15 protein-coding genes and 1 tRNA gene are annotated in these 12,344 nt (G+C 58.8%); 3 read left to right on the forward strand and 13 right to left on the reverse strand.

Annotation, left to right across the window (positions count from 1 at the left end):
• Positions 1-3 precede the first annotated feature (3 nt).
• Complete coding sequence (locus AERO9A_RS03330) at positions 4-375, reverse strand: diacylglycerol kinase (RefSeq protein WP_178111087.1); 372 nt, start codon at positions 373-375, stop codon at positions 4-6.
• Positions 376-417: 42 nt separating this feature from the next.
• Positions 418-1,068, reverse strand: coding sequence for a response regulator transcription factor ErdR (gene erdR, locus AERO9A_RS03335; protein ID WP_159970482.1), 651 nt, complete (start codon positions 1,066-1,068; stop codon positions 418-420).
• A 191-nt stretch (positions 1,069-1,259) separates the two neighbouring features.
• On the opposite strand from erdR, the gene AERO9A_RS03340 reads away from it, so the two are divergent.
• Entirely contained in the window at positions 1,260-2,180 is a 921-nt protein-coding gene (locus AERO9A_RS03340; RefSeq protein ID WP_159970483.1) for a DMT family transporter, read from the forward strand.
• Here AERO9A_RS03340 and AERO9A_RS03345 read toward each other — a convergent pair.
• Positions 2,140-2,859: a tRNA-uridine aminocarboxypropyltransferase gene (locus AERO9A_RS03345; protein WP_372239624.1), complete on the reverse strand. Its 720-nt coding sequence runs from the start codon at positions 2,857-2,859 to the stop codon at positions 2,140-2,142. The two genes, AERO9A_RS03340 and AERO9A_RS03345, sit on opposite strands and share 41 nt — an antisense overlap.
• 320 nt (positions 2,860-3,179) lie before the next feature.
• On the opposite strand from AERO9A_RS03345, the gene AERO9A_RS03350 reads away from it, so the two are divergent.
• Positions 3,180-3,581, forward strand: coding sequence for a quorum-sensing-regulated virulence factor family protein (locus tag AERO9A_RS03350; RefSeq protein WP_159970485.1), 402 nt, complete (start codon positions 3,180-3,182; stop codon positions 3,579-3,581).
• 21 nt (positions 3,582-3,602) lie between these two features.
• Here AERO9A_RS03350 and AERO9A_RS03355 read toward each other — a convergent pair whose 3' ends face one another.
• Positions 3,603-3,794: a hypothetical protein gene (locus tag AERO9A_RS03355; protein WP_159970486.1), complete on the reverse strand. Its 192-nt coding sequence runs from the start codon at positions 3,792-3,794 to the stop codon at positions 3,603-3,605.
• A gap of 417 nt (positions 3,795-4,211) precedes the next feature.
• On the opposite strand from AERO9A_RS03355, the gene AERO9A_RS03360 reads away from it, so the two are divergent.
• On the forward strand, positions 4,212-5,276 hold the full coding sequence (locus AERO9A_RS03360; protein ID WP_159970487.1) for an LOG family protein: 1,065 nt from the start codon (positions 4,212-4,214) through the stop codon (positions 5,274-5,276).
• 78 nt (positions 5,277-5,354) lie between these two features.
• Here AERO9A_RS03360 and nadA read toward each other — a convergent pair whose 3' ends face one another.
• The 9 genes from nadA to tolR form a co-directional block, all read right to left on the reverse strand.
• On the reverse strand, positions 5,355-6,413 hold the full coding sequence (gene nadA, locus AERO9A_RS03365) for a quinolinate synthase NadA (protein ID WP_159970488.1): 1,059 nt from the start codon (positions 6,411-6,413) through the stop codon (positions 5,355-5,357).
• A 129-nt stretch (positions 6,414-6,542) separates the two neighbouring features.
• A tRNA-Lys gene (locus tag AERO9A_RS03370) sits at positions 6,543-6,618 on the reverse strand.
• Positions 6,619-6,676: 58 nt separating this feature from the next.
• A complete protein-coding gene (gene queC / locus AERO9A_RS03375) occupies positions 6,677-7,351 on the reverse strand; it encodes a 7-cyano-7-deazaguanine synthase QueC (protein WP_159970489.1) in 675 nt (224 codons plus the stop codon).
• A gap of 1 nt (position 7,352) precedes the next feature.
• Complete coding sequence (gene queE, locus AERO9A_RS03380) at positions 7,353-8,000, reverse strand: 7-carboxy-7-deazaguanine synthase QueE (RefSeq protein ID WP_159970490.1); 648 nt, start codon at positions 7,998-8,000, stop codon at positions 7,353-7,355.
• A 223-nt stretch (positions 8,001-8,223) separates the two neighbouring features.
• On the reverse strand, positions 8,224-9,033 hold the full coding sequence (gene ybgF, locus AERO9A_RS03385) for a tol-pal system protein YbgF (protein ID WP_159970491.1): 810 nt from the start codon (positions 9,031-9,033) through the stop codon (positions 8,224-8,226).
• Positions 9,034-9,039: 6 nt separating this feature from the next.
• Complete coding sequence (gene pal / locus AERO9A_RS03390) at positions 9,040-9,540, reverse strand: peptidoglycan-associated lipoprotein Pal (protein ID WP_159970492.1); 501 nt, start codon at positions 9,538-9,540, stop codon at positions 9,040-9,042.
• 54 nt (positions 9,541-9,594) lie between these two features.
• A complete protein-coding gene (tolB, locus tag AERO9A_RS03395; RefSeq protein WP_159970493.1) occupies positions 9,595-10,893 on the reverse strand; it encodes a Tol-Pal system beta propeller repeat protein TolB in 1,299 nt (432 codons plus the stop codon).
• A gap of 5 nt (positions 10,894-10,898) precedes the next feature.
• On the reverse strand, positions 10,899-11,882 hold the full coding sequence (gene tolA, locus AERO9A_RS03400) for a cell envelope integrity protein TolA (RefSeq protein WP_159970694.1): 984 nt from the start codon (positions 11,880-11,882) through the stop codon (positions 10,899-10,901).
• Positions 11,879-12,331 (reverse strand): protein TolR, encoded by a 453-nt coding sequence (tolR, locus tag AERO9A_RS03405; protein ID WP_159970494.1) that lies wholly within the window; start codon positions 12,329-12,331, stop codon positions 11,879-11,881. The genes tolA and tolR overlap by 4 nt, the downstream gene beginning before the upstream one ends.
• Positions 12,332-12,344: the final 13 nt, after the last annotated feature.

Genomic DNA, 12,344 nt, shown 5'->3' on the forward strand with positions numbered 1-12,344 from the left:
GGCTCAGCCGAGCAAAATAGAGACCCAGACCAAGGCAATCATGACCAGCGCCACCAACTGCGCGGCACTGCCCATGTCTTTGGCATTCTTCGATAAGGGATGCCGCTCCAGGGAAATACGATCTATAGCCGCCTCAATCGCCGAGTTAAGCAACTCGACGATCAGCGCCAGCAGACATACGGCGATCATCAAAGCGCGCTCACCACGACCGACATCGAACAGCCAGGCCGCCGGAATCAGCAGCAGATTGAGCAGTACCAACTGGCGAAACGCAGCCTCGCCGATAAAAGCCGCACGCAGGCCATCAAGCGAGTAACGGGCGGCATTGAGAATGCGCTGGAGGCCGACCTGACCCTTAAATGGCGACATGAGCATCACCCTGCAGAAATAGGCGCGCAGATTACTGCATCTAGCGCACTACTGCGCAGGGATCGATTCCATTTGCTGCAACAGCAACGCCGCCTGGGTACGCGTGCGTACGCCCAACTTGCGGAATATCGCGGTGACATGCGCCTTGACGGTGGCCTCAGAGACACTCAGCTCATAGGCAATCTGCTTGTTCAACAAACCTTCGCAAACCATGGTCAAGACACGGAACTGCTGCGGCGTAAGGCTTGCCAGCCCAGCACTAGCCGCCTTGGTTTCCTCGGAAACCGGAGCGCTCGTCTCCGCCATTGGAGGCCACCACGTGTCGCCGTCAAGCACCTGACGCACAGCTTGTTGGAGGATTTCCAGCGGGCTGGACTTGGGAATGAAACCACTGGCACCAAACTCACGGGAACGTGCGATCACCGACGCATCTTCCTGCGCGGAGATCATCACCACCGGGATCTGCGGATACTGCCCGCGCAACAACACCAGGCCGGAGAAGCCATAGGCGCCTGGCATATTCAAATCAAGCAGCACCAGATCCCAGTCACCCTTCTCAGCCAGACACGCTTCCAGCTCGGCGATGCTCGCCGCCTCGACCAGGCGCACATCAGGCCCCAGGCCGAGCGTCAGCGCCTGATGCAGAGCGCTGCGAAACAACGGATGGTCGTCGGCAATCAGGATTTCATAGGCAGCCATTGGCAGATCCTGTTCTTTTTATGAGCGGCACATTAATAAAGCACCGTTATCGCGCCGACCCAGCGTAGCACCCCACGGCACTACGCCACCCTTGTGGCGCGAAAGCGGCGCCCAGCATGCCGAGACACGGCAGGGTGGTCAAGCCTCATGCTTTGCGGCACGATGCGCGACTTTGCGCCGAGAACCTGCCCATGCCAAGCCAAGCCCTGCGTGCCGATCTGCTGATGTTGCTGACGGCGATGATCTGGGGCAGTGCCTTTGTCGCCCAGCGCATGGGGATGGACAATATCGGCCCCTTTCTTTACACCGGCCTGCGCTTCGTCCTGGCCAGCGTGGCGCTGCTGCCAGTTCTCGCGCTGCTACAGCGGCGCGCTCATCAGCCGCCCGCCCCAATCAATCGCAACCTGCTGCTCGGAGGCATGAGCATGGGCGTGGTGCTCGCGCTAGGCATCAACCTGCAGCAAGTCGGCCTACTGTTCACTAGCGTGACCAACTCCGGTTTCATCACCGGGCTTTACGTGATTGTGGTGCCAATACTCTGCCTATTCATCGGCCAACGCAGCGGCCTGGGAATCTGGCTGGGTGCCAGCCTGGCGGTAGTCGGCATGTTCCTGCTCAGCGTCGGCGACGATTTCAGCGTAGCGCCTGGCGACTGGCTGCAACTGACCGGCGCCTTCGTCTGGGGCGTGCATGTGCTGTTGGTTGGCTTCTTCGCCAGCCGTCACGATCCGTTGCGCCTGGCACTGATTCAGTTCATCACCTGTGCGGTGATCAGCCTGTTCCTGGCTCTGTGCTTCGAAAGCGCGACGCTGGACGGCGTGATCGAAGCGGCACCCGCGATTCTCTACGGTGGACTGCTTGGCGTGGCGGTCGGCTTCACCCTGCAAGTGGTTGCGCAGCAGCATGCCATCGCCTCGCACGCAGCGATCATCCTGTCGCTGGAAGCCGTCTTTGCCGCCATTGCGGGCGCCCTGCTACTGGATGAGGTGCTGGCGCCAGGCGGTTATCTGGGCTGCGCGTTAATGTTCGCGGGCATGTTGATCGCACAACTATGGCCCAAACCAGCCACGATCAGCGATACGCCTGCAAACGCTGGTGCAGCGCGTCATTGAGATCCAGCGGCAGACGCCGCTTGGCGGCTAAATAGTGCTGGCTGAAGGCATCCAGATAGTCGTCCAAAGCGGCGCTGGCTTGGGCATCACCGGCCAGCTCCAGGCACAGCGCCGCCACTTCGGCAGTGCACAAGTGGTCGCCGCGCGTCGACCGGCGTAGGCGATAGCGCGACAACTGCTCCGGCTTGAAGCTGAGCACCGGCAGCGCATCCAGATAGGGGCTCTTGCGAAACATCTTGCGCGCCTCGGTCCAGGTTGCATCGAGCAACACGAACAATGGCCGCTTACCCGGCGCCACGCTGACCTCATCGACCACCCGCTCCTGCCCGGCATATTCACCGGGAAAAACCAGATAGGGCTGCCACTGCGGCTCAGCGAGCAGCGCAGGTAGCGCCGGATTGACCTCGGTACGCGCCCAGCCGAAGGCGTGAGTGTCAGGCACCACATCGGCGATCAACCAGCCGGTATTGCTCGGCTTGAGCGCCTCGATGTCATGCATGACCAGACACATTCCCGCATACGCCGCGACCTGCGGCCGCCATGCACACAGGCAGCAAGCAGGCTGAATGCGACAGTCCGGGCAGCGCTCGGCACGTGAGCCGCGAGCAATAAAGGGTTTCAGACTGCGCGCCAGGCGTTCGGCGCGTAGCCTGGCAACAGCATGCAGAGAGTTAGGCATTTGGCTCATGAAACAACGGGCCCGCAAAAAGAGCGCAATTCTAGCACCCGCAACCACACAACTTCAGACACCGTGAGCCATCAGGGCTGCGCCACGACGCTATTTACAGCAGGGAGAAGCGAACCAGGAACGCCGGTATCTGCAGCACACGCAAAACCGTAGACTGCTAGCCTTGCCATTGAGCGCCAACTTGCGCAGCACCTGGCCTTGAGAGCGGCTCGGCATCGACAAATTTGACCACCGACGACACAGGCGCAGCGCTGCGAACAATCGCGGTAACACTCGGTCAAACCCACACCAATGTTTTCAGGAGCTTCCCCATGTTGCGTTACATCATCCCTGCACTCGCGCTAAGCCTGACGCTGCCCATGGCACAGGCCGCCTCATTGAAGGAGATGGAATTGACGCAATTGCTGGAGAAGGTTGCCCAAGAGAGTAGCGTGGGCACGCCGCGAGCGATCAACGCGGATATTCTCGACCAAGGCTATACCGTCGATGGGCACACCCTGATCAACCACCTCAGTGTGCGCTCTGCACATGCGGCAAAGATGCGCGGCAACCCCGATACGGTCAGGAGCCAGTTGGCAGCAAGCGTGTGCCGCAACAACGGCTACCGCCAACTAATGAGCAAAGGTGCACAACTGCGTTACCAGTTCAGTGAATACCACAGCAATCGGCCGATTACCACCGAGGTTTTCGATCGCACCGACTGCGGCCTATAAACGCTCAACTCAGCGCCGCTGTCAGCCTTTGGCGCGGCGTTGTGCATCGCCAGCACGCAACTCTGCCAGCAGGGCATCCATATAACGCGAGCGCCGCACCCCACCCTCCAAACGACGCAGGCATTCATCCTGCAGGGTTAGTTGGTTCACGCGCGCAGCTTCCTGCAGCATCTGGTACAGCTCTTCATCCACTTCCACTATCAGCTTGGGCATACCTGCCCTCCTCTACCCGTCGATACTCGATGCAGGCCGTTGGATTTCCGGCTTCGATACGCAACGATCCATCTGGCGCACAATAAAGCCCGCCATGCGTATCGATGGCGAGCTTCGCGGAAACACCCACTTCCTGCAAGTAAATCAGACGCCAGGCATTACCTGAGTTCCACAGACGAACGGTATCTCGTCACATTTGCGCTAACTTCTTGGCCATCAACATGATGGATGATCTGCAGCAACCTCGGCTGGACAGGCCTTTCATGCCCAGCAGCAGTCTTCCGTGCCGCGTTATATCGCAGTTGCACGGGACTACTGCGAGACTGCAGCATCACCTACAAAGCGCCATAATCAAGACACCGGCCTTGGCGCAGACGCTATGCGCCCATGCCCGCCCTCCCGCAAAGGAGCGTTTCCATGCCTTACGAACCGGACGACTACCTCTCACGCCATGTGCAAACCAGTGAAGTCGACCTGAGCAGCAAGCTCGATGAACTGATCAACCTCAGCGCCCCGCGCAACAGCCCAAACCTAGCGCTGTACCGAGAGATGCTGACCACCGTGCTGCGCATGGCGCAGGCCGACCGTAACCGCTGGGACGCCAAGATCATGCTGCAGACCCTACGCGAGATGGAGCAAGCCTTCGGCGTGCTAGAACAGCTCAAACGTCGACGCAAAGTTACAGTGTTCGGCTCGGCACGTACGCCAGCAGAACACCCACTTTACCGCCAGGCCCGCGAGCTAGGCTCTTTGCTGGCACGCCGGGACTTGATGGTGATTACCGGTGCTGGCGGTGGGATCATGGCTGCCGCCCACGAAGGCTCAGGCCCGGAAAACAGCCTAGGCTTCAACATCACCCTCCCCTTCGAGCAAAAAGCCAACGCCACCATGCGCGACAGCCACCACCTGCTGTCCTTTCACTTCTTCTTTCTGCGCAAATTGTTCTTCGTCAAGGAAGCTGACGGCCTGGTGTTATGCCCTGGTGGTTTCGGCACGCTCGACGAAGCCCTGGAAGTGCTGACCCTGATCCAGACCGGCAAGAGCCCGCTGGTTCCGGTGGTGCTGCTTGACCAGCCTGGCGGCAGCTACTGGGAAAGCGCACTGAGCTTCATCCGCAGCCAACTGGAAGACAGTGGCTACATACTGCCCAACGACCTGAATTTGATGCGCCTGGTCTACACCCCCGAAGAGGCGGTAGAAGAAATCACCCATTTCTATCGCAACTTCCACTCCAGCCGCTGGCTCAAGGACCGCTTCGTCATTCGCCTCAACCACCCACTGAATGAGCAGACACTGACGCGACTGAACGAAGAGTTCGGCGGGTTATGCAAGAGTGGAGGCTTTACTCAACAACCCCACTGCGAACAGGAGCGCGACGAGCCTGAACTGTGCCACCTGACACGCCTGGCCTTCGCCTTCAACGGCCGCGACTACGGCCGCCTGCGCGCCCTGCTCGATGTCGTCAACGAGTCCATAAACTAGGTCAGTTGATCGTAGCCCTGTGCAATCCGAGGATCAGCACGCAGTCTTCAGCTATGCAAAGCAACAAGCGCTGCCTGATCAGGCGTTGCCAACTACCTTCAGCTTGGCCGCCTGAGTGAAATCAAGCATGCGCTTGAGCGGCTTGATCGCCTTGGGAATCAGCGCAGGATCGACATGGATTTCCCCTTCCCCCTCGCGCAGGCCAGTCAGCACGCGCTCTAGCGTATTCATCGCCATCCACGGGCAATGCGCGCAGCTACGGCAGGCCGCGCCGTTACCGGCTGTGGGCGCCTCGATGAAAGTCTTGTCCGGGCACAACTGCTGCATCTTGTAGAAGATGCCGCGGTCGGTAGCAACAATGAAGGTAGAGTTCGGCAGCGTCTGCGCGGCCTTGATCAACTGACTAGTCGAACCCACCGCATCGGCCAGCTCCACCACATTCTGCGGCGACTCAGGGTGAACGAGAATAGCGGCATCTGGGTAGAGCGCCTTCATGTCCAAAAGCTGCTTGGACTTGAACTCTTCATGGACGATACAGGCGCCATCCCACAACAGCATGTCCGCACCGGTTTCGCGCTGGATGTAATTGCCCAGATGCTTGTCCGGCGCCCAAATGATGGACTCACCGTTGTCCATTAGGCTCTCGACGATCTCTAAAGCGCAGCTAGACGTCACCACCCAGTCTGCACGCGCTTTCACCGCAGCCGAAGTATTGGCGTAAACCACGACGGTGCGTTCAGGATGCTGGTCGCAGAAGGCCGAAAACTCGTCCACCGGGCACCCTAAATCCAGCGAGCAGGTAGCCTCCAGCGTCGGCATCAGCACGCGCTTTTCCGGGTTAAGAATCTTCGCTGTTTCACCCATGAACTTGACCCCAGCCACCACCACGGTTTGCGCCGGGTGCTGATTGCCGAAACGCGCCATTTCCAAGGAGTCGGCAACACACCCGCCGGTTTCCTCAGCTAACGCCTGAATCACTGGGTCACAGTAATAATGCGCCACCAGCACGGCGTTCTGTTTTTTCAGCTCGGCGGCGATTTCGTGGCGATAGACAGCCTCCTCCTCGGCAGTCAGCGGCTTGGGCTGCTTGGCATCGAGGTGGGCCTGAACCAGAAGGCGTTCGGAAATCTGCGACATATCATCCAACCTGTGGCGCTCGTAAGCGAGCCGCGAGTATACACCTGCCCTAAGCAGCCAATGCCACGACCGGCCAGAGGCTTTTTCCAGGCAAAAAAAAGCCAGTCTTTCGACTGGCTCTTGCGATGTTGGTGGGTCGTGTAGGATTCGAACCTACGACCAATTGGTTAAAAGCCAACTGCTCTACCGACTGAGCTAACGACCCAACGCGAGGCGCATGATACTGATTTAATTCAGGAAATCAACACTATACGAAAAGTTTTTTAAAAATAACGGGTCGCGTCTTCTACGCCAGCAGCCGCGAATCCGACTGCACGAAGACGACAACTATCGCACTTGCCACAGGCACGCCCCTGCTCATCAGCCTGATAGCAGGAAACGGTCAGGCCGTAATCTACCCCCAGGCGCGTCCCAGCTTGAATGATCTCGCCCTTGCTCATGTACTGTAGCGGCGCGCGAATGGTAAAGCCCTGCCCCTCCACACCAGCCTTGGTTGCCAAGTTGGCCATGCGCTCGAAAGCTTCGACAAACTCTGGCCGACAATCAGGGTAACCCGAGTAATCCACCGCATTGACGCCGATAAAGATATCGCGGGCACCGAGCACCTCAGCCCAACCCAGGGCCAGAGCAAGAAACACCGTATTGCGGGCTGGCACATAGGTCACGGGAATGCCTTCGCCCGGCGTTTCCGGCACGGCGATGCTGCTATCGGTCAGCGCCGAGCCGCCCATACCGTTCAGATCGAGCCCAATGACCTTATGCTCGATCACGCCCAACTGCCTCGCCACTCGCTCGGCAGCCTGCAGTTCAGCACGGTGGCGCTGGCCATAATCGAAACTCATGCTGTAACAGGCATAGCCCTCTGCTTTTGCCATTGCCACCACCGTGGCCGAATCCAGCCCTCCAGAGAGGAGGATGACTGCTCTTTTCTCGCTCATATCAGTGTCCCGGCTCGTCGTTCCAGAGAATCTTGTGCAGTTGCAGTTGCAGACGTACTGGCAGGTTGTCCGCCACGATCCAGTCAGCCAGCGCACGCGCGTCGACCTGCTTGTGGCTGGGCGAGAACAACACCTCGTCGACGCGCGCTGCTAAGTCATGCGCAATCAACTTGGAAACCGCCCAGTCGTAGTCCTCGCGCGAGCAGATGACAAACTTGACCTGGTCATTACGCGTCAGCCACTGGATATTCTCGTAGCGATTACGCTGCACCTCGGCCGAACCGGGCGTCTTCAGATCAAGAACCTTGCTTACACGCGGATCGACAGCAGACACATCGAGCGCGCCACTGGTTTCCAGCGACACCTCGTAACCGGCGTCACATAAGCGAGCAAGCAAAGGGATGCAGTTGGGCTGAGCAAGTGGCTCACCGCCCGTCACACAAACATAACGAGGCCGATAAGCGGCCACTTGTTCGAGGATGCTATTGAGCGTCACAACCTCCCCACCACTGAAGGCGTAGGCTGTGTCGCAATACTGACAGCGCAGGGGGCAGCCGGTCAGGCGCACGAATACCGTCGGCAAGCCGGCGGTACGCGTCTCCCCCTGCAACGAGTAGAAAACCTCGGTGATACGCAGAGTTTCTTGCATAGTAGCCACGGGCGTGATGACGAAACAGGTCATCCGCCTCCGTTGCGTTGAAAACAATGCCGAGTCTCGGCATGACGAGGCGCGACCTGGAGACATCAGCGAAGCTGAAACCCCAAGACAGCGCGGGCGGCCATTCTAAAGGAAGATATTAGAGCCGTCTTGGAGCGATGACATAAACGAAAAAACCCGCGCCTGAGCGCGGGTTTTGCCATAACTGCGTCACTTACAAACGCTGCAGGTCGCGCTGAGCCAATTGAGCGGCCGAGCTACCTGGAAACTGGGCGATAACTTGCTGGAGAATACCGCGCGCCTTGTCGTTGTGGCCCAGGCGGCGCTCTACATCAGCCAGCTTGAACAGCGAATCCGGCACCTTGGCGTGGTTCGGATAGGCCTGACTGACCTTAGCAAACGCTTGACCAGCAGCCTGCAAATCACCCTTGGCCATATTGACCTCACCCAGCCAATACTGGGCATTGCCGGCATACTGGCTATTGGGATAGCGGCCGAGGAAGGCAGTGAAGGCCTGTGATGCCTTGTCAAAATCCTTGGCCTTGATTAGGTCAAAGGCGGCATCGTAGTAAAGTTTTTCCTTGGCCGGATCACCCGGCTCGGCGCTAGCCTGTTGCTGGGCAGCAGGCGGCGTCGGCGTGCCAGCGGCGTTGATCGCACCATTGGCAGAAGAATTCTGAGCGGGAGCACCGGCAGCAGCGCCGGCTGAAATACGTTGATCAAGATCCTGATAACGCTCCAGGCCTTCCTGCTTGAGGCGCTGGATTTCATTCTGCTGCTCTTCAACCATGCCACGCAGTTGCGCAAGTTCCTGCTGCATCTGCTGGAGCTGATTGAACAGCATGCCCTGCGCCGAAGCAGGAGCTTGCGCCCCTGATTCGGCGGAGGCGCCAGCCATACCATAGCCCGCAGGAGGATAGCTGCTACCTTGCATGGAGCTGCTTTCCATTACGGGGACTTCCGCCATTGCCGCAAGCGGCAAGGCGAGCGTAAGAGCGGTCAGAGTACGGCGGCACTTTAGCATGGCAAATTACTTGCGCAGCTCTACGCGACGGTTCTGAGCCCAGGACTGCTCATCGTTGCCAGTGGCAACCGGACGCTCTTCACCGTAGGAAACCAGCTCCAGTTGAGCCGGGGAAACGCCCTGCAGAACCAGGTAGCGCTGAACGGCCTTGGCACGACGCTCACCCAGAGCCATGTTGTACTCACGGGTACCGCGCTCGTCAGCGTGGCCTTCCAGGACAACGCGGTTGCCGTTGGCTTTCAGGTCTTTGGCGTGTACGTCCAGAGCGCGCATAGCTTCGGCCTTCAGGTCGGAGCTGTCGTACTCGAAGTAGAAGGTGGTGATAGCGCGCAGAGCAGCTTCTTCGCTCAGGCTGCTATCCATGCCAGCGTTGGCGTTGGCATCGTAACCAGCGTTCGGGTCAACAGCACCTTCGCCAGCAGCGTCACCGCCTTTGGAGGAGCAACCTACGGCAACGGCGAGAGCCAGGGACAGTGCAGCGAACTTACCGAATTTCAGCATTTCCATCATGTAACTCCTAATGAACCCCAGTGTGTTAAGCAATAAAGGTGAAGCACCGCATCAGTTCAGGTAAGGGGACCAAGAAGGCTCTCGAACTTCGCCTTGAGCGGTAGGAAGAGGGAGCCTCACGCGTCCATTGGTGGACGCCAACATCAAGACTCCCCGGCCCTGCTGGCGGGTGGCGTAGATTAGCATGGTGCCATTGGGCGCAACAGTGGGCGACTCATCCAAACTTGTGTCGGAAAGAATACGCAAACGGTTGGTTTCCAAGTCCTGAGCAGCCACCTTGAATACGGTAAAACCGTCCTGACGGTGGATCATCACCAACATCTTCTCATCGGCCGACAATTTCGGGTTGGCGTTGTAGTTACCCACAAAGGTCACTCGCTCAACGCCCCCTGAATTGATATTGGTCTTGTAGATCTGCGGCTTACCTGCACGATCCGAGGTGAAGTACAGAGTCTGACCGTCCTTACCCCAGAATGGTTCGGTATCGATGGCATAGTGATTGGTCACCCGACGCATCTGCCGACTACCCATGTCCATCACGTAAATTTCTGGGTTGCCGTCCTTCGACAGCACAAAGGCCAGGCGCGAACCATCCGGCGACCAGGCCGGCGCCCCGTTGAGGCCCTCGAAGTTGGTGATCTGCTCACGACGCCCAGTGTCGATATGCTGCACAAAAATGCGCGGACGACGCTGCTCGAAAGACACGTAAGCGATACGACGACCATCAGGCGCGAAAGACGGCGACAGGATGGGCTCACGCGACTGCAGCAGGGTCACCGCACGCGCGCCGTCGTAATCAGAACGCTGCAGCGTGTAGCGAGTATTGTTGGTGCCAACGCGTTCAGCGGTCACGTAGAGCAACTTGGTAGCGAAAGCGCCCTTGACCCCAGTGAGCTTCTCGAACGACTGGTTGGCGATATGGTGCGCCATGTCACGCAGTTGATCGGTGCCACCACCGACGTTACCCGTCATCACCTGCTGCTCGGTGGCGACATTGAACAGAGCGTACTGCACCTGCAGGCGGCCGCCATTGGGCACGACGTTGCCCACCAACACGTATTGGGCGCCAAGAGCCTTCCAGTCACGGTAGATGACTTCACTGGCCTGGGTCGGCAGGCTGATCATGTTCTGCCGCGGAATCGGCTCGAAGTAGCCGGAGTTGCGCAGGTCATTGCCGACGATCTCGGCCATGTCAGCAGGCAGCACACTGCCACCCTGCCAACCGAAAGGTACAACGGCGATTGGCGTAGCGCGGTCGGCACCTTGGGAAATGACCAGCGGGTCAGCGGCTTGAACGCTGCCGACCAACATGACCAGCCCTAACAGGGCAATACGAATCAGGTTATTCACAGAGCTTAATCCTCCGGTTTGAAAATGACGCGACGCTGCCGGTAAAGGCTGTCGAAGGTGGCGCGATCCAATTGCTGCATTTCGGGAATACGACCGACGTTACGCACTGCAGCAACAGCCGAGTTATCGAACGGCGCATCACCACTGGAGCGCGAGACACTGGCGTTGGTAATGGTGCCATCAGGCAACATCTGAATCAGCAATTCCACACTCATGCCACGACGTGCCGACATGGGGCGCTGCCAGTTCTGGGTAATCAGGTTGATGATCAGGTCATCAAGACTGCCCGCGACCTGATCGCCGTGCGTATCTGCCAGCGCCTGTTGGTTCTGAACATTGTCCGAGAGCAAATCAGCCAGTGCTGCCGCCTTCTGCTCTTCGGCCGCTTTACGCTTGGCCGCTTCGGCTTTCTTCTTGGCCTCCTCGGCAGCTTTTTTCTTGGCAGCTTCGGCATCGGCCTTTTTCTTGGCCTCCTCTGCTGCTTTCTTCTTCGCGTCTTCGGCCGCCTTCTTCTTGGCGTCCTCAGCCGCTTTTTTCTTCGCCTCCTCTTCTGCGCGCTTCTTGGCGATATCGGCTTGGCGTTTCTGCTCAGCCGCCTTTTCCGCCTCTGCTTTCTTGGCTGCCTCAGCTTTGGCCTGCTCAGCCTGCTTTTGTTCCTCTGCCTTCTTGGCAGCCGCCACCTTCTGCGCCTCAGCCTGAGCCTGCTTCTGCTCTTCGGCTTTTTTCTGTTCCAGACGCTCCGTTTCGAACTGCGGCGCAGAGGTTTTCTGTGCCTCTCCTGCAATCTTCTGCGTAGTCTGGGTAGTGGCCTGGCTCTGTGATTTAAGCTGATACAGCGTAGCCTGCACCACGGGACGCGCTGGAGGCAGCTCCGGTGAGAAGGCGAAGCTGACAAACAGCATGGCGAACATCAGGACGTGCAGACCCACGGCCCAAACGATGGGCCAGAAGTAGCTTTCCGACTGCGAACGCTCGGTTTGCTGCATCAGGGGGCCTCGGTAATCAATCCGACGTTGCCCACGTCGGCCTGCTGCAGGCCACCCATGGCCGCCATCACGGTGCCGTAATCGACTGATTTGTCACCACGTACGAACACCTGCACCTTCTTACCCTGACGGTGGTTCTCGTTGATGATCGCCGATACGGCCTGGGTCATCTGCGCCAGCGTGGAGGCGCGCTCTTGCTCGGTATCGATGTCCACCTCACTGCCCATGTTCCAGTAGTAGGTCTTGTCGGCCTTGATGGAAATGGTCAGCACCTGGGCGTCGTTGTCCTGCGGCAACGCCTCACTGCTGACCTTGGGCAGATCGACTTTGACGCCCTGGTTGAGCATCGGCGCGGTGACCATGAAGATAACCAGCAGCACCAACATCACATCGATGTAGGGCACCACATTCATCTCGGCGACCGGCTTGCGTCTGTTGCGAATTCTCGCCATGGCTTGAGCCCTG

The sequence above is a fragment of the Pseudomonas sp. 8Z genome (genome assembly GCF_902506535.1).
In the GTDB taxonomy this organism is placed as follows: Bacteria; Pseudomonadota; Gammaproteobacteria; order Pseudomonadales; family Pseudomonadaceae; genus Aquipseudomonas.

What these genes read in the sequence shown, in the direction of transcription:
- queC (WP_159970489.1), bottom strand. Translation starts at nt 7,351, where the DNA reads ATGAGCGAGAAAAGAGCAGTCATCCTCCTCTCTGGAGGGCTGGATTCG.
- AERO9A_RS03350 (WP_159970485.1), top strand. Translation starts at nt 3,180, where the DNA reads ATGTTGCGTTACATCATCCCTGCACTCGCGCTAAGCCTGACGCTGCCC.
- AERO9A_RS03340 (WP_159970483.1), top strand. Translation starts at nt 1,260, where the DNA reads ATGCCAAGCCAAGCCCTGCGTGCCGATCTGCTGATGTTGCTGACGGCG.
- nadA (WP_159970488.1), bottom strand. Translation starts at nt 6,413, where the DNA reads ATGTCGCAGATTTCCGAACGCCTTCTGGTTCAGGCCCACCTCGATGCC.
- AERO9A_RS03355 (WP_159970486.1), bottom strand. Translation starts at nt 3,794, where the DNA reads ATGCCCAAGCTGATAGTGGAAGTGGATGAAGAGCTGTACCAGATGCTG.
- pal (WP_159970492.1), bottom strand. Translation starts at nt 9,540, where the DNA reads ATGGAAATGCTGAAATTCGGTAAGTTCGCTGCACTGTCCCTGGCTCTC.
- AERO9A_RS03360 (WP_159970487.1), top strand. Translation starts at nt 4,212, where the DNA reads ATGCCTTACGAACCGGACGACTACCTCTCACGCCATGTGCAAACCAGT.
- AERO9A_RS03345 (WP_372239624.1), bottom strand. Translation starts at nt 2,859, where the DNA reads ATGCCTAACTCTCTGCATGCTGTTGCCAGGCTACGCGCCGAACGCCTG.
- erdR (WP_159970482.1), bottom strand. Translation starts at nt 1,068, where the DNA reads ATGGCTGCCTATGAAATCCTGATTGCCGACGACCATCCGTTGTTTCGC.
- AERO9A_RS03330 (WP_178111087.1), bottom strand. Translation starts at nt 375, where the DNA reads ATGCTCATGTCGCCATTTAAGGGTCAGGTCGGCCTCCAGCGCATTCTC.
- queE (WP_159970490.1), bottom strand. Translation starts at nt 8,000, where the DNA reads ATGCAAGAAACTCTGCGTATCACCGAGGTTTTCTACTCGTTGCAGGGG.
- tolR (WP_159970494.1), bottom strand. Translation starts at nt 12,331, where the DNA reads ATGGCGAGAATTCGCAACAGACGCAAGCCGGTCGCCGAGATGAATGTG.
- ybgF (WP_159970491.1), bottom strand. Translation starts at nt 9,033, where the DNA reads ATGCTAAAGTGCCGCCGTACTCTGACCGCTCTTACGCTCGCCTTGCCG.